This is a genomic window from Cohnella herbarum (assembly GCF_012849095.1).
GTDB lineage: Bacteria > Bacillota > Bacilli > Paenibacillales > Paenibacillaceae > Cohnella > Cohnella herbarum.
Window position 1 is genome coordinate 7,823,255 of record NZ_CP051680.1, and the last position, 16,328, is coordinate 7,839,582.

The 16,328-nt window shown below is 54.1% G+C and carries 9 protein-coding genes; 6 read left to right on the plus strand and 3 right to left on the minus strand.

The window, feature by feature from the left end; genetic code table 11:
- Window positions 1-14: 14 nt before the first annotated feature.
- A complete protein-coding gene (locus HH215_RS32750) occupies window positions 15-1,229 on the minus strand; it encodes a DegT/DnrJ/EryC1/StrS family aminotransferase (RefSeq protein ID WP_169283724.1) in 1,215 nt (404 codons plus the stop codon).
- Between the two features lie 272 nt (window positions 1,230-1,501).
- Here HH215_RS32750 and HH215_RS32755 point away from each other — a divergent pair, with 272 nt between their 5' ends.
- On the plus strand, window positions 1,502-2,458 hold the full coding sequence (locus tag HH215_RS32755; RefSeq protein ID WP_169283725.1) for an acetylxylan esterase: 957 nt from the start codon (window positions 1,502-1,504) through the stop codon (window positions 2,456-2,458).
- 34 nt (window positions 2,459-2,492) lie between these two features.
- On the opposite strand, the gene HH215_RS32760 is transcribed toward HH215_RS32755, so the two are convergent.
- Window positions 2,493-3,020, minus strand: coding sequence for a MogA/MoaB family molybdenum cofactor biosynthesis protein (locus HH215_RS32760; protein WP_169283726.1), 528 nt, complete (start codon window positions 3,018-3,020; stop codon window positions 2,493-2,495).
- A 125-nt stretch (window positions 3,021-3,145) separates the two neighbouring features.
- Here HH215_RS32760 and HH215_RS32765 point away from each other — a divergent pair, with 125 nt between their 5' ends.
- Together HH215_RS32765 and HH215_RS32770 are read left to right on the plus strand one after the other, a co-directional pair.
- On the plus strand, window positions 3,146-4,120 hold the full coding sequence (locus HH215_RS32765; protein WP_169283727.1) for an aldo/keto reductase: 975 nt from the start codon (window positions 3,146-3,148) through the stop codon (window positions 4,118-4,120).
- Between the two features lie 148 nt (window positions 4,121-4,268).
- Entirely contained in the window at window positions 4,269-6,158 is a 1,890-nt protein-coding gene (locus tag HH215_RS32770; RefSeq protein ID WP_169283728.1) for a beta-N-acetylhexosaminidase, read from the plus strand.
- A 104-nt stretch (window positions 6,159-6,262) separates the two neighbouring features.
- On the opposite strand, the gene HH215_RS32775 is transcribed toward HH215_RS32770, so the two are convergent.
- Window positions 6,263-8,488: a helix-turn-helix domain-containing protein gene (locus HH215_RS32775; protein ID WP_169283729.1), complete on the minus strand. Its 2,226-nt coding sequence runs from the start codon at window positions 8,486-8,488 to the stop codon at window positions 6,263-6,265.
- A 234-nt stretch (window positions 8,489-8,722) separates the two neighbouring features.
- Between HH215_RS32775 and HH215_RS32780 the strand changes: the two genes are divergently transcribed.
- From HH215_RS32780 to HH215_RS32790, 3 genes are all read left to right on the plus strand, one after another.
- Window positions 8,723-14,239 carry a discoidin domain-containing protein gene (locus HH215_RS32780; RefSeq protein ID WP_169283730.1) on the plus strand — a complete coding sequence of 1,839 codons (5,517 nt, stop codon included), beginning with the start codon at window positions 8,723-8,725 and terminating at the stop codon, window positions 14,237-14,239.
- Window positions 14,240-14,482: 243 nt separating this feature from the next.
- On the plus strand, window positions 14,483-15,406 hold the full coding sequence (locus HH215_RS32785) for an ABC transporter permease (RefSeq protein ID WP_169283731.1): 924 nt from the start codon (window positions 14,483-14,485) through the stop codon (window positions 15,404-15,406).
- An 18-nt stretch (window positions 15,407-15,424) separates the two neighbouring features.
- The gene (locus tag HH215_RS32790; protein WP_169283732.1) at window positions 15,425-16,306 is read left to right on the plus strand and encodes a carbohydrate ABC transporter permease; all 882 of its coding nucleotides are present in this window, start codon (window positions 15,425-15,427) and stop codon (window positions 16,304-16,306) included.
- Window positions 16,307-16,328 lie beyond the last annotated feature (22 nt).

Below are 16,328 nucleotides of genomic sequence, written 5' to 3' on the forward strand. Positions count from 1 at the left end.
CTTAATAGGTTTCGTCATCGATAGGAGGAGGCCACTTTGTCAAGGGCGTCCGCGATATCGTGCATCGCTTGCTCGTCGCCGAGCATGACGGTTTGGTGGAGCCATAAGGCTTCGCGTTGGCAGAGCCTTTCGCAGACCGGGCAGGAGTACTCGCGTCGCTCCCCGGTCCATTGCTCGATCGAATCGAGAATGGCGGAATTTTGATGAAGCGGAACATATCCGTAAGAGATCGGGATTCCTTCGGCGTTTATTTTTCGAATAAAATCGTTCTTTTCGATATAATCGGCAGCATTCGGAGCGATGCGAAGCATGTAGAGATGGTAGGCATGCCGCGTCGTTCCTTCGGTTGCCTGTACGACGCGAAATGCCTCGTTCCGGCTCAGCAGTTGATCGAGCAAGGCGGCGTTTTTCTCGCGAACTGCCATTTGTTGTTCCAGTCTCGTCATCTGGGCGAGCAAGATCGCGGCTTGTAATTCGGTCAAGCGGTAATTCTGGCCGATCCGTTCATGCTGATACCAAGCCCCGTTGGGAATTCGGCCCACGTTGCAGACGGACCAAGCCTTCTCCCAGATCTCGGGATCGTTCGTCACGATGACCCCGCCTTCGCCGCAATTCAAATTTTTGCTAGATTGAAAGCTGAACGTGCCCACATCGCCGATGGCTCCGACGGGACGTCCGGCGAAGCTTGCGCCCACCGCTTGCGCCGAGTCTTCGATTAGACGTAAATCGTGGCGGGAAGCGATGTCCAGCAATCGATCCATTCGCGCCGGAGCCCCGGCGATGTGTACGGCAACGATCGCCTTCGTTCTCGGAGTAATCGCCCGTTCGACCGCATCCGGATCGATCTGCAGCGTATTTTCTTCAATATCGACGAATACGGGGATAGCTCCGTAAGCGAGCGCCGCGGAGGCGGTTGCGATGAACGTGTAGGGCGGCATGATGACTTCATCGCCCGGCTTGACGTCGGCCGCTTGCAGCGCCGCCGTAATCGCGATGGTTCCGTTGACGCAGGATACGGCGTATTTCGCTTGATGCAGTTCGGCGAAATCCCGCTCGAATTGCTCGATCAGATTATTGAACTCCGGCGAATTGGCTTGTCCGGTTCCTCCCCACTTGCCCGAGCGTAAAGCTTGAAGCAGCAGCTTTTCCTCCAATTGATCGAATATCGGCCATTCCGCGAAATCTTTCGTCCGGACCGGGGTTCCCCCGTGGATTGCGAGCTTTGACATGAACTTGTAATCTCCTCTCTACCCTGCGGCCGATCATGCTGTTTCGCGTTATCGCGTTCGGCCTCCGAGGTTATTTCAATCGTAAGAGATAACGAAGGGGCGAGAAGGTCATTTCTTTCTATGTAAAGCCAATTCTTTCGGGAAGCATTCGGAACCTATGAACCGAAAGCAGCAAATAGGAGGAGAGACGCGCCAAAAAGAGCTCTTGCGCCGGTCGGGGAAGGTGGTATGATCGAAAGAGCAACGCAATTACGAGAGGAGCCGAGAAGACGATGAGCAACGCGGTTTATAGACGGATCGAAGATCTGGAGAAATTAAACCCGCCGTTAACGGCACGGCCGGATTTGGACGAATATTGGGATCTGACGTTGAAGCAGTTCGCCGACAAGCCTCTGAACGCGACGAAAACGCTCGTGGAAACGCCGTTTACATATATGCAAGCTTACAGGGTTGAGTTTGAAGGCTTTGACGAGACGCCGATTCATGGGTGGTATGTGCTTCCTCGTTTCCATATTCACGAGAAACTGCCTTGCGTCGTGATCTATCACGGGTATGGGGGGAGCAAAGGCAATCCAGAGGATTATGCTTCGTATTTGTTAATGGGCGTGGCCGTATTCGCGATCGACGTTCGAGGCCAGGCGGGGGAGACGGGCAATTTGCTTCGGCAAGATTTCGGAACGGCCAGGGGATGGGTTACTCAAGGCATTCTGCATCGGGACACCTGCTATTACAAAGCGATCACGATCGACGCGCTTAAGGCATTGGATTGGGCCAGCGAGCAACCCGAAGTGGACGCTTCCCGAATTTGCGCATTGGGAGGCAGCCAGGGCGGAGGGCTGGCGATGATCGCCGCGGCGTTGTCCGATAAACCGGCGATAGCGGTTCCGCATATCCCGAATATGTGCCAGATGGATTTCGGAATACTGAATTCCACCAGTTCGTTGATGGAAGCGGCGGCGTTTATCGAGCGATTCCCCGAGCATCTGGACGCGGTGCTCACGACGCTTAGTTACTACGATAATATGAACTTGGCGCATCGCATCCGGATTCCTATCTTCGTTACGGTCGGTCTGAAGGATCCGGTGACGATGCCGGAAACGATCTACGCCGCGTATAACCGGGTCGAGTCGGAGAAGACGATCGTTCCGTATCCATTCACGGGTCATGCGGTCACGGGCGACCAGAATCGCAAAGCGATGGAGTTTATTGCTGCTAAACTAATGAAGTAGTTCGGAGTTCGGAGTACGGAGTATGGAACATGTTTCATCCCCGAGGTTGGTCCTTATATAACTCGCGCATCACATGGCCAAGCTCGGGCACGATCAAGCGAGTCATCGCCAGCCGGACCGCGCCGGTCGAGCCGGGCATCGAGAAGACGGCGGTCGTCCCGATCGTACCGGCGATCGCGCGGGATAGGATGGCGGCCGAACCGATATCCTCGGTGAAGCTCAAGAAGCGGAATATTTCGCCGAAGCCGGGCATTTCCTTGTGCAACTGATCGCGAACGGCTTCATAGGTCGTGTCGCGACCGGCGATGCCCGTTCCGCCGTTTAACAGCACGGCTTCGATTCGGGGATTGTCCGAGGCGGCTCTAAGTAAATTCGCGATACCCTCATACTCGTCGCGAACGATCGCATACTCCGCTACCGTATGCCCCTTTTCCTCCAATAGTTGCCTAATGAGCTGTCCGCTCTTGTCGTTTTCCGGAGTGCGGGTATCGGATACGGTTATGATCGCGCAAGCAACGCTGGAAGGTGCTTCGCGTCTATGTTGTTCGGTGGAAGTCGACATCGTCCGTCATGTCCCCTTTCGTGATCTACTATGAACATATCAGAAACCTAAGAGAGACGGAAGGGCGAATCAAATATTAAACTTAAGGAAGAGTTCTGAACTTAATTCATGGAGGTTAGATTCGAATGAAATACAGAACGGTCGGCAAAACAGGCATACAAGTGTCGGAGCTGTGCTTCGGAACGATGTCGTTCGGAGGCAACGCGGATAAGGAAACGTCCAAGCAACTTTTCTACCGCTGTCTGGATAAAGGAATTAATTTCTTCGATACAGCGAACGTTTACAGTTCCGGAGTTTCTGAAGAAATTCTTGGAGAGTTGATCGCCGGCAAGCGGGACGAATTGGTGATTACGTCCAAGGCGGGGTTTCCGACCGGAGAGGATCTTAACGCTCGGGGCGCATCGCGCCGGCATCTCTTCCTTTCCGTTGAGCAAAGTTTAAAGCGGCTAAAGACGGACCGTCTCGAGTTCTATTTTATTCATCGTTTCGATTCTTTAACGGCAATAGAGGAAACCGTACGCGCTCTCGACGACCTGCAACGGCAAGGGAAGATCCTATATCCTGCCGTCAGCAACTGGGCGGCGTGGCAAATCTCCACCGCTCTAGGGATTTCGATGAGGGAAAGCTTGGCTAGATTCGAGCTCGTTCAACCGATGTACAATCTCGTTAAACGCCAAGCGGAGGTCGAGATTTTGCCGCTCGCGGAATACGAGCAATTGGGAGTCATCAGCTACAGCCCGTTAGGCGGCGGACTGCTGACCGGGAAATACGGCGTCGGCAAGCGGCCGTCCTCCGGTCGTCTCGTGGATCAAGTCAACTATACGAAACGATACGAGGAGGAATCGTATTACGCGACCGCCGATCGCTTCAACGCTTACGCCGAAGAGCAAGGCGTTCATCCGGCTACGCTGGCAGTTGCGTGGGTAATGAGCCATCCGGGCATTACCGCTCCGATTATCGGGGCCCGCAATTTGGAGCAGCTCGAGCCGTCGCTCGCGGCGGTGGATCTCGATTTCAGGCGGGAGCAGCGCAATGAAATATCGGCGCTATCCATCGATCCTCCATTGGCGACGGACCGTAGCGAAGAAGCGGGGATTTAATAGAAAAGGGGTCGGCCGGAGGGAGTGACAGCCGGATTTCGAAGTCGCTTTTCCCGCGAAACAAAGAAATGACCGCCTTTCAAAGTTTATCCCTCCCGAAAAGATTGCTAAGATGGGCGGGAATCGAACTTCAGAGGAGGGTTAACAATTGTCTGCGGAACACTTGGTGTTAGTGCCTAGGCCGAGGGATATTCTTTATTCGCCAGGCACCTATGAGCTTGCGGAAGGAGGCTCTATCCGGATTGCCAAGGAAGCGAGTTCGGATTTGCATAAAATCGCCGAGAGAGTGAAAGGGATTATTCAACAGAATACGGGGTGCGTTTATCCTATTCAAACCGAAGCGGTGCCGGAAGAACATGGATTGGTTTTCGTGAAGCGGAGCGACCTTCCTACCGAAGGCTACGCGTTAAAGATCGGACCGCGAGGGATCGAAATCCGCTATTCGGACGATGCGGGCGCTTTCCATGCCGTCAGCACCTTCAAACAACTCGTCGCGCAGAGAGACGAAATCGGAAAGCTTCCTTTTCTGGAGGTGTCGGACTATCCGGATTTCGCGGCAAGAGGCATCATGCTGGACATAAGCCGGGACCGAATTCCGACGCTTGAGACGTTGTACCGGATCGTAGATCTCATCGCGGATCTGAAGCTCAACCAATTGCAGCTCTACATCGAGGGTTTTTCGTACGCCTACCCGTCTTTTCCGGACGTATGGCGGGACCGTACGCCGATTACCCCGGAAGAGATTCGGCTGCTGGACGTCTACTGCAGGAACAGATTCATCGATCTCGTTCCGAATCAGAACAGCTTCGGGCATATGACCCCGTGGTTGGTTCGCGAGGAGTTCAACGAACTGTCTGAAAGCCCGGAAGGCTGCATGGCCCCGTGGGGTTGGTATCATCCGACGACGTTAAATCCGCTCGATCCGAACGTCATAACGTTTCTCGAAAAAACGTACGACGATCTCTTGCCGGCATTTTCTTCCGGGTATTTTAACGTAGGGTGCGACGAAACGTTCGAATTGGGTCAGGGACGCAGCAAGCAACAATGCGAGGAACGGGGAAAAGGCGCCGTCTATCTCGATTTCCTATGGAAGCTGCATGAGTTAGTCGAGCGCAAAGGGAAAAAAATGATGTACTGGGCCGATATTATCGCGCACTACCCCGAGCTCATTCCGTCGCTGCCCCAAGACGCGATCGCTTTGGAATGGGGCTATGAAGCCGATCAGCCTTCTTCGGAAAACTGCGAGAGGCTGAGCCGAAGCGGTATCCCCTTTTATGTCTGCCCCGGGACTTCCTCTTGGAATTCGATTGCCGGCTTAACGGATAACATGAAGGCCAACTTGCGGAACGCAGCCACCCTCGGCAAGAAGTTCGGAGCGATCGGTTTCTTGAATACGGACTGGGGCTCCCCGAACCATTGGCAGCATCTTCCGGTCAGTTATCCGGGATTCATCTATGGAGCCGCCCTGAGTTGGGGAGTGGACTGCAATGCCGACGTTGACGTCGCAGGGTACCTGGACCGCTTCGTTTATCGCGACCTCAATCGCGTTATGGGTCGGTTTGCGCTGGACCTCGGCAACTACTACCGGCAGGAGAAGGAGAGCGCGTTCGACGGAAGCGGGATTTACCGGACGCTTTTCTACCATCGGCTCAAAGACGCGAACACGGAGTTGGATCGCTTGAATCTGCCCCCGCTTGAGCGGGAGGAGTACGAGAGGGTGGATGAGTACGTTCGCCGTCTGCGAAGCCTGCTGGAGGAAGCCGACATGCGGTGCGACGACGCCGAATGGGTCAAGTCCGAACACGCCAACGCCATCGCTTTGATTCTGCACGGAGCCAAGCTTGGCAGAATCAAGCATGCCGACCTGAACGAAGCGGAACGAGAGCGCGCGATATCCGGCTTGGCCGCGGACCTGGAAGGGATCGTAAGCGAATTCGAACGGGTGTGGCTATGCCGGAACCGTGCCGGCGGGATGAAGGAAAGCCTTGTTCGGCTGGACAAGCTGATGGAAGAGTACCGAACGGAATTGCATCGATAACTTAAAGCCTCAAAAACCCTCGCCTGTCTGGACGAAGCGAGGATTTTTGAGGCTTGAGTATATGCAGCGAAAGATAGGCCTCGAACGATGCGTATCCGATCGCGTCAACTCTCGATAGGCTCGCGTTTATTGCGGAATTCCGCGGGCGTAATTCCGTTCGTTTTCTTGAAGGCGGTGAAGAAGTAAGTGTTATTCAAGAAGCCTACGCGATCTGAAATGTCCGCCACGGACAACTTCGTGGACAATAACAGTTCTTTGGCATGCTCCATTCGCGTTTTGTGGATATAGTCCGCCACGGATTGATTCATGGCTTTCTTGAACACGCGGCGAATATGGGAGCTGGATAGGTTGACGCGATCCGCAATCGTCTCCAAGGACAGATTGGCGTCCCGGTAATCCCGATGAACGATGTCGACGATGTCCTGGATCAGCCTGTCGCTTTTCGCGTTTTTCTTTAATTCGATAAGATTGTGGATTTCACCGAATAGCTCGTTGAATAAGCTCGTCGCTTCCTCTATCGTCTCTCGTCGGTTAATCTCGGCGACGAAAGCGTTGAATTGGAACGGGATTTCGAATCCGTTGTTCCTCTCCAGCTTCCGTACCGCCGCATTCAGCTCGATGGAGAAGGTCAGTATGACTTGCGTAAAGAAGCCGTACGTATAGTTTTTCAGATCGTCTAGGAGCTCCGCGAAGAGTTGCTTGGCCGTCTCTATTTTTCCCAGCATGATCTGATCGATGATTTGCTTCTGCTGGACGAAAGGATATTCGGGCGATTCGCCGGCTGCTTCGCTTAACGTTCGACCAGCATGCAGAATGCTTCCGTATCCGGAGAAAAACTTGTTCAAGATGCAATCTTTCGCTTGCTTATATAGCATCTGGGCGTCCGCGACGGAATGTCCTTCAGGACTTACGCAGACGCTGATGGAAAGTTTAAGCTCCTGACGAATATATTTTCGCAAATCCTCCAATAACCGATCAAGACCGAGCGAATCGTCCGAATTCCGGTTCGCCAGAACGACTACGCAATCGTCGCCCAAGTCAATCGACCCGACGGTCGTGCCGGTTCCGATCATTTCCTCAGCAATATTCTGAATGCAATACTTTATCAACGCGCGATCGTTTAGATTGTATAGATCGATGAAGTCCTGATACCGATCGATCTGAATGAGCAGCAGAAAATAGGGACGATCAAAACGGATCTGCAGCTCGGCGGCCGACGCGATTTCTTCGATCGCTTCGTTCCGCTGATGAGAGGGATTCAAGAGCAGCGTTCTAAGCACGTTCTGTTTGGCCGATGCGTGGTTTTCCCTGTTTTTGATCTCGAGATCGATCAACTTGTCTTTAATGGAGCCGTACGGTTTATAGAGCTTCTTGGAAATGAACAGACAGAGTGGCACCCCGCAGATCAACGTCAACGCATAGATAACGACGATGAGCGTTTTGACGTGCGCGTAACTCCCCTCGATATCCGAATAAGGGGTCAGAAGAATGAATTTCCATCCTATATCCGGAGAGGAAGTATAGGTAGCTAAGTGCTTCTGACCGTTAACCGTTTTCGTAAAATAACCGGAGGCCTCCTTCCGTTCCAGAATATCGCGAATCATCGGATCGTCGCGCAGATCGGACAGCACGGGCGCGTAAGAGGTTTCGTTGACGATCCTGCCTTGGGCGTCGACGATCAAAATATTGTCGTTATCCTCATTGCTCAGGGATTTGAACGTGTGCTCCAGCCATTTGGCCGAGATGTTGATGACGATGGAATCCGGGTAGGAACGATCGGCCGGCTTGGAAGGAGCCAGAATGTAACTATAGACCAACTCGCCTCCGTTGATTTTCCTCGGAACGGGAGTGAAGGAATAACCGCTGTTTCTTCTAATCGCGTCTAAGTAACCCGAATCGAAAAAACGGTCGATCGGCTCGAAACCGGAGCCGTAGCTCTTTCCCGCGAAGCCGACATTCCCGGTGGCAGAACTGTAAATATAGATCGAATCGATAAAGAGGGACGACTTCAAATAACCGTATAGCGTTTCCAAAGAGATAATCGTTTCGATATCGTTGTAAGAAGGAGCATACAGCAATTGATTGATCGTGCTGTTGAAAAAGGTCTGATTGGCGACCGTATTCGCGGACTCTCGCATGAATTCGACGCTGTAGCTCGTCTGGGACAAGCTTTTGATCGAGTGGGAAGATACCGTTTTCATTAACGTGTTGCTTATGCTGAAGTATAGCGGAACGAATAGCAGCGTTAGAGATAAGAGGAAGAAAACGAGCAATGATATTAACAGCAGCTTGTAATAAGAGTTTTTAAGATTTTTCCACCTGTTGATCATCGACTGAAGTCTCCCCTTCGGCTGCTTTCTATCTCTGTGAGTCAAATACTAAGGGATGACGGCATGGGAAGTCTACCTCTTCGCCACACATACAAGGATTAGCCACATATTGAAGTCGATCCATCCGTACGTTTACAAGCGATGACCGGCTTTCGAAGTAGTCTGTTCGGCAAGAGCCTGATATTTTCAAGGATAAGGCCGGAGTCGGTCTATCATTTTATCGGGGGTGCTGCAATGAAGCCAATCGGGAAAGCGTTAACATGCTGTGCTTTGGCCGCTTTGCTGTTCATGACGTCGTTGCCGGTTACGGCCGTCGCGAACACGGAAAATCCTTATCTCGTTTATTGGGTCGATCCCGTCGCGGGCAGCGATCAATCGGACGGTAGCGAGCTGGCTCCGTTTCGAACGATCGCGCATGCCAGGGATGTCGTCAGTCAGCAGGTCGATCAAATGACGGGAAATATCGTCATCTACTTGAGAGGAGGAAACCATCGAATAGAGAGCGCGCTGGAATTCGGTCCGCAGGATTCGGGCGCGAACGGCCACCGCGTGATCTATGCGGCCGCTCCCGGAGAGGAGCCAGTTATAACGGGAGGGCAAAGCGTCAACGGTTGGACGATGTTCGATCCGGCCAACAACGTTTACGTCGCCCCCGTTCCGGCAGGCGCCGAGGGCGCGCGTCAATTTTACGCGAACGGCGTGCGGGCGAATCGCTCGATGAGCGAGGAAAGCCCGGTCGATTGGCAGTGGTCCGGCTCGGACGGTTACCTTAGCCAGTCTCATGACGGGCCGGACGCGAACGAATGGATCGTCGTCGATCTGGGCAGCGTCGTGAACGGCGTGAAAAGCGTGAAGCTGTATCCGGGATCGGCTCTGGAGACGGGCGGCAAGGCGGCGGGATTCCCGGCGGATTTTACGATCGAACTCTCCACGGACGGGATTAGTTATGTGCCGGCGGTAACGGTAAACGGTTACGCGTCGCCCGAATCGGGGCAGGCTCAAACCTTCGCTTTCAGTGCGCAAAGCGCCCGATTCGTGAAGCTTAACGTGACGAAGCTGGGAGCGTCGGACAGGCTGGAGGCGGGCAAGCATCGGCTCATCCTGGCGGAGATCGAGGCCGACAATGCCGACTACGTCTACGATCCGAATCTGGGCAAGGTCGATCGTGTCGACTTCAGCCGTAACTTGGCTCTGATGAGGCCGGTGGATCTCTCCATGAAGGATGAGGTGGGAGGAGCGCTGCCGGTCGGCAATCTGGTGGACGGCGATTTGAATACGTTTGCCACTACGGTTTCCTGGACGGATCCGAATTTTCCCCAGATGCTTACCGTCACTCTGAGCGATACGGACGCGGTTCCCGTTTCCGCCGTCCGCATGTGGCCGCGTCCGGACGATCAGGGAGGCGTCGTGCATGAACCTAGCGATTTTACGGTCGAAGTCAGCCCGGACGGCGAGAATTGGAGCTCCGTAACAAGCGTGGTCTACGGACAATGGACGCCGAACGGGCCGATGACGTTAACCTTCGCGCCCGCGGCCGCCAAGCAGCTTCGGGTGAACGTCAATAAGATCGGTCACGGAGAGGAGAACGGAGGACAAACGTATTATCGAATGCAGTTGATGGAACTGGCGGTATACGGGACCGCGAATCTGGCGCGGGGTGCAACGGTCGAGGCCCCCAATTCGTGGGAATATCCTCAAGGGAACCTTTCCAAGAACGCGATCACGGACGGTCTTCTCCATGGAAGCTTCTACACGAGTTTCTCTTCGCCCTCGCCCGAGATGAAAGACGCCGCGGTGACAATGGATTTGGGTTCCGCCCGGCATGTGGGGGGGCTTCGGTTGTATCCTCGGAACGACGGCACGAACAATGTTCATTATCCCGCGGAAATCCTCATTCAGAGCTCGTCGGAGGGAATCGAATACGAGGATATCCTGCGGTTGAGCGGGATTCCGGATACGAACGGCAAACCGCAGGAGTTTATTTTCGATCAAGCGGTTCAGGCCAAGTATTTGCGAATTGTCCCTCTGAGAATCGGAGTCGGCGAATCGGGCAACTACCGGTTCCAACTGATGGAGGCCGAAGCGTTGCCGCCGGCAAGCGGCAGCGAAGGTCCGCCGCCCGCCGGAATCGCAAGCGCGGCAGGTGCGCTCGTGAAGGGCTCGGCGCATGCGATGAACGCGCTCGCGACCGCTTCTTCCTCGGACGGCGATGCCGACAACGGACCTGCCAAATTGACGGACGGAGTGACGTCCGATTCTTTATCCAAGATGGGGTATCGGGTACCGGCAAGCTACGGACTGCAGAACTGGCATAACCTTCAGAACGTCGAGGTTCATATTCTTCGCTGGTGGTACCACCATATCGGGAAGATCGACAGAGTGAGTCCGGACGGCACGAATCTGGTGATGAATCAGGCGATCTGGGATAAAACCGAGGTGGATAACGACAGGCCGACCTGGATCGAAAATGCTTACGAACTGTTGGATCGCGAGGGAGAATGGTATTTGGATCCTAACGGCTCGGTGGACGGAAGCGGCAACGCGAAAATCTACTATAAACCAAGAGCCGGAGAGAACATGGCGATCCTGAAGACCGAGCTTCCCAAGGCCGAGCAACTGTTGAAGCTGACCGGAACGCTGGATCAGCCGGTCTCGAATTTGGTTTTCGCAGGAATCGTCTTCGAAACCTCCGGTTGGACGGGACCGAACAAGAACGGGTACGCGGACGCGCAAGCGGGAACGTTCGTCGTAGGCCCCCGCGTCGAGCAAATCCCGTCGGCCGTCGAGCTCGCTTATAGCCGGAACGTCACTCTGGAGAACAACGTCTTCCGCAACTTGGGAAGCGGGGCGTTACGCGTATGGAAAGCAAGTCAAGACAATGCGGTCGTCGGCAACGTCTTCCACGACATCTCGGCCGGAGGCCTGTTCATTGGCGCTACGGACGATCACCACGCCTATGAAGCCGACGCGAGGGACGTCGTGAAGAACAATACGGTCAGCAATAACTACGTGACCCGGATCGGCGCGGATTATTACGATTCGGTCGGGATTTTCGTCGGATACACGGAGGGAACGGTCGTGTCCCGCAACATCGTTCGCGAGGTTCCTTACACGGGAATATCGCTAGGCTGGGGTTGGGGACATGCTGACGCGGGAGGTTTGTACGGCTATGCGACTCCAACCAGCGCGAAAAACAACAGGATCGAGAACAACCTCGTCGCGGAAGCGGGCAAAGTCCAGCACGACGGAGGATTGATCTACACGCTTGGCGCGCAGCCGGGCTCTGTCATCTCCGGAAACTACGTGGACGGATACAACGACGGGACATTCGATAAAGACGCGGGAATTTACCTGGATGAAGGAACCGTCGGCGTCGAGGTTAAAAATAACGTCGTAGGGCTGGCCTATTGGTGGCTGAATATGTGGACGCCTTCGATCAAGAATAATCACTGGCATGATAATTATTACAGCGTGGATCGTCAGCGCAACAACGGAACCGGCAACGTGATCGAAAATAATACGCATGTCCCGGACGGCGATTTCGCGGCGGTTTCGGGAGCGGCGGCAATTATCGCGAACGCGGGCCTGCAACCGGAATACGCGGCGATCGCGGCGAAGGTCCCGGATCGGGACGTGGCCAGGCATCAGGCCAAGCTGGCGAAATATCCGGACTCGCACGCCTATTATTTCGCCAATAACCGTGGAGTCAAGAACGTATCCATTACCGGCCAGATCAGCGAGCCGGTGATCGATTGGATCAACCGTACGGCAAGATTGACGGTGCCGGAAAGCACGAACCTGTCCGCGCTATCTCCCGTATTTACGCTGGAGAACGGTTATTCGGTTACGCCGGGAGCCGGCGTTCCCGTCGATTTCTCAGCGGGTGCCGTGCCGTTCACGGTTTCTAACGGCCAGGTCGTTTACGTATGGCTCGTTAACGTGAAGAAATCGATCAGCGGGACAGGTCCGATTACGGCGCCCGTAACGACGCTGGACAGCGCGATAAGCTCACTCAACGTATGGACGGCGCTGCCGACGCAGAACGGGGACGGAAGCATTACGATCTCGGGAAACAGCGGATATACCGGAGGGAAATTCGGAGAAACGATACTGGCCTTCGACATGCGGTCGGCACTGAACATGGAGGGTAAAGATTGGCTAGGATTCACGCTTAGGGATCAAAATCCGTACGTCAACTTCGCGCTTAAGCCGAGCACGACCTATGCGATTAACGTCAATCACGACGGCTGGGAGCTGCAGAAGTGGTTGAACGGCAGCCGCGAAATGCTGATCGGCACGGTGGGGGGTATGATTCCGAGATTCGGAAACGTGGCCAACACGCACTATTCCCCGAACGAAAGACACAGTATCCGTACGGGCGCGATCAATGTGGACGGCGGCGTTCGTATTTTCCTCTTCGTGGATGGAGTCAAAGTGTTCGACGTGATCGATAACGACGACCCGATTACGCAAGAGGGATACTTCAGCGTTTATGGCATGACGAGTCCGGTTACCCTTTTACCTTATACCGGAATCGAGATCGCGGGCCCGACTGATCCCGGAAACGGGAGCGGAGGACAGACGGGGAGCCCATCTCCGAGCGGCAATCGCCTCAACGGAGGAGCGGCAAAGCTTGAAATTACGGACGCGGCCGATTTTCTGAAAAATAACGTCTCCGTCACCGACGGCCGCAAGATATTGACGGCAGAGGTGCCGGGAGGTTCGGAGACGAATGCCGGAATGGAGATGACATTCCCGGCTGAATTGGCGAATCTCGCGCTGCAAGAAGGCGTCGAGACGTTGCGGATCAAGTCTCTTGCAGGCGAACTGCAAATCCCGACGGGGACGCTCGTCAAGATGGCGGGACAAGGTGCCATATCGATAACGGTCAAGGTGCAAAGCGTGGCCAACTCCGAGCTTAACGAGCAACAACGGAGAAAGTATCCGGGAGGCCGCGCGATTGAATTCGTGGTCGAAGCCGACGGCAATCGCGCAGCTTCCTTCGATCCGCCGATCTTCGTCATCTGGCCGGATCGTGACTCCGCGGCGAATTCGGACTTGGCCAGCGCGTTCCGCCTTCTGGACGACGGCACGATGATGAATCTTGGCGGCAGATACGATCAGGGGGACATGCGGTTCCAGGCGATTGGATCGGGCCTGTACGTCATCCGACAGAACCCGGTTGTGTTCAAGGATTTGTCCGAGATGCATTGGGCGTACGGCTTCATCTCGTCAATGGCCGCGAAAGGGATGATTCAAGGGACGGGAAATGATCGGTTTGATCCTTCCGCCGTCATTACCCGTTCGCAGACGGCCGTCCTGCTGGCGCGCATTTTGGGGTTGAAGGAGGCGGCTACGCCGTCCTTCGCCGACGTAGCCGCGGATAGCGGGTACGCGGGAGCGGTGAACGCTCTTGCCGAAGCCGGGATTGTAACCGGTTCGAACGGCCATTTTGACCCCGATGCCGAGATTAACCGCCAGGATCTGGCCGTCTTGATCTCCCGGGCGATCTCTTATTCCGGGGGTACCGTGTCCGTGTCGAACGGAAGAGCTTTTACTTACGCGGACCAGTCCTTAATCGCGTCATATGCGCGGGAAGCGGTAAGCTGGATGTCGGAACTTGGAATCATGCAAGGCACCGGAGAAAATCGCTTTAATCCGACCGGACGCGCCTCCCGGGCGGAGATGGCCAAAATCGCCTATCTCCTCTTGAATCGAACGACGAACGGCGGAGAGGAGCTTCGGCAATAACGGATAGGAACAGGGCGATCGCCGAATCTCGGCGAATCGCCCTGTTTTTTGCGTCTGTCGGATTAGGATAGAGCCGCATAAACAAGCGATTGCCACAATTGAAAGTCTCCGCTCAGCAAGGATCGCAAGGTTATGCCATTAATCGAACTACTCCGAACGATCGGGTCTGCTCTATGCTGGGGACACGAGAACACAAAGCCGATCGGCGTCTCGCGACGCAAGCAAAGGAGTGGAAAGTAGCTTATGAAATACAAACGGAAACCAAGGCTGGGCGGAATCGACAATTTCTTTTTATCTTTGATGTCCCTGCCCGGGATACTGCTGATCATCGTCTTCAGCTATTTGCCGATGTACGGATTGATAATCGCCTTCAAGAACTATTCTTTCGATAAGGGCATCCTCGGCAGTCCATGGTCGGGGTGGGACAACTTCGATTTTTTCTTCTCCTCCCAGGATGTTCGGAACGTGCTTCGGAATACGATTCTGCTGAACTTCGGAAGCATCTTGCTATCGACCGTCGCTTCCATCGTATTGGCCTTGTTGCTCTACGAGGTGACCCGTCCGCTGTGGATCAAAATCTATCAAACGACGCTGTTTTTCCCGTTTTTTCTGTCTTGGGTCGTCGTCTCGTTCGCTTCCTACGCTTTTCTAAGCGAGAATCTGGGCATTATCAACAAACTGTTAGAAAACCTCGGGTTCGAGACGGTCGGCTGGTATAGCGATCCGAAGTATTGGCCGTATATTCTCATTCTGGCCAGCGTGTGGAAAAGCGTCGGTTACGGTACGATTTTATACTATTCCAGTCTGTTGTCGATCGACAAGGAATATTTCGAAGCGGCCGAGATCGACGGAGCTTCCAAGCTGCGCACGACTTGGTCGATCTCTCTTCCGTTTTTGGCTCCGATTATTACGATCTTGACGATTTTGTCGGTCGGCCGTATCTTTTATTCCGATTTCGGACTGTATTATTTCCTCCCGATGCAATCCGGGATGCTCATGCCCGCCACGGACGTCATCGATACTTACGCTTTCAGGACGCTAAGAGTGGTCGGCGACATCGGGATGTCGTCCGCGGTGAACTTTTTCCAATCGGTGATGGGTCTTGCAGTGATCTTGTTCGCCAACCTTTGGGCAAGAAAAATCGATAAAGACAGTGCGCTATTCTAGGAAGGAGCTAACAACGAAATGAAAAGCAAAACCGGCCGGCGGGCCGTTTGGTTCGCCCACGCCCTTCTCGCGTTAACCTGTCTGCTGTGCGTGATTCCGCTGGTCGCGGTCATATCCGTATCGCTAACGCAAGAACGATATTTGGTCGAGAACGGCTATCGGTTGATTCCCTATGAATGGAATATCGAAGCCTATCAATACGTTCTAAGCGACGCCACGATCATCTTGCAGGCTTATAAAATCACGATACTCGTTTCGATTCTCGGCACCGTCGGCGGTCTGCTCGTGACGTCTCTGCTGGCGTATGCCTTGTCGCGCAACATTTTCGTTTTCCGGAAGCAGCTTTCGTTTCTCGTCGTCTTCACGATGCTGTTCAACGGAGGATTGGTACCCACCTACATTATGATGGTGAATTATTTGCACTTGAAGGACAGCTTGCTAGCGCTTATTCTGCCTTATCTAGTCGGAGCGATGAACGTGCTGATTCTGCGAACTTTTTTCCGTCAAATTCCGGAAGGCATCATCGAGTCCGCTAAGATCGACGGGGCAAGCGAGTTAACGATCTATGCGAGGATTATCCTGCCGCTGTCAAAGCCCGCGATCGCGACGATCGGATTGCTCATCCTTCTCGTTTATTGGAACGACTGGTGGCTGGCTCTTCTGTATATCGACAATCAGAAAATGCTTCCGTTGCAGTTGCTGCTTAACCGGATGATGTCGAATATCGAGTTTCTCCGAAGCCATATCGGAAGCGTCTCCGGCGTTAAAATGTCGCAAATCCCTTCCGAATCCGCAAGAATGGCGATGTGCGTCGTCGCGGCGGGACCTATGCTCTTCATTCTTCCGTTTTTCCAAAAATACTTTGTTAAAGGCTTGACGATCGGTTCGGTGAAAGGTTGACCCATCTCGGTTAAACCCGGCC

Excerpts from the sequence above, each read along its gene's own strand:
- HH215_RS32755 (WP_169283725.1), top strand. The coding sequence starts at position 1,502 with ATGAGCAACGCGGTTTATAGACGGATCGAAGATCTGGAGAAATTAAAC.
- HH215_RS32785 (WP_169283731.1), top strand. The coding sequence starts at position 14,483 with ATGAAATACAAACGGAAACCAAGGCTGGGCGGAATCGACAATTTCTTT.
- HH215_RS32750 (WP_169283724.1), bottom strand. The coding sequence starts at position 1,229 with ATGTCAAAGCTCGCAATCCACGGGGGAACCCCGGTCCGGACGAAAGAT.
- HH215_RS32790 (WP_169283732.1), top strand. The coding sequence starts at position 15,425 with ATGAAAAGCAAAACCGGCCGGCGGGCCGTTTGGTTCGCCCACGCCCTT.
- HH215_RS32765 (WP_169283727.1), top strand. The coding sequence starts at position 3,146 with ATGAAATACAGAACGGTCGGCAAAACAGGCATACAAGTGTCGGAGCTG.
- HH215_RS32760 (WP_169283726.1), bottom strand. The coding sequence starts at position 3,020 with ATGTCGACTTCCACCGAACAACATAGACGCGAAGCACCTTCCAGCGTT.
- HH215_RS32780 (WP_169283730.1), top strand. The coding sequence starts at position 8,723 with ATGAAGCCAATCGGGAAAGCGTTAACATGCTGTGCTTTGGCCGCTTTG.
- HH215_RS32775 (WP_169283729.1), bottom strand. The coding sequence starts at position 8,488 with ATGATCAACAGGTGGAAAAATCTTAAAAACTCTTATTACAAGCTGCTG.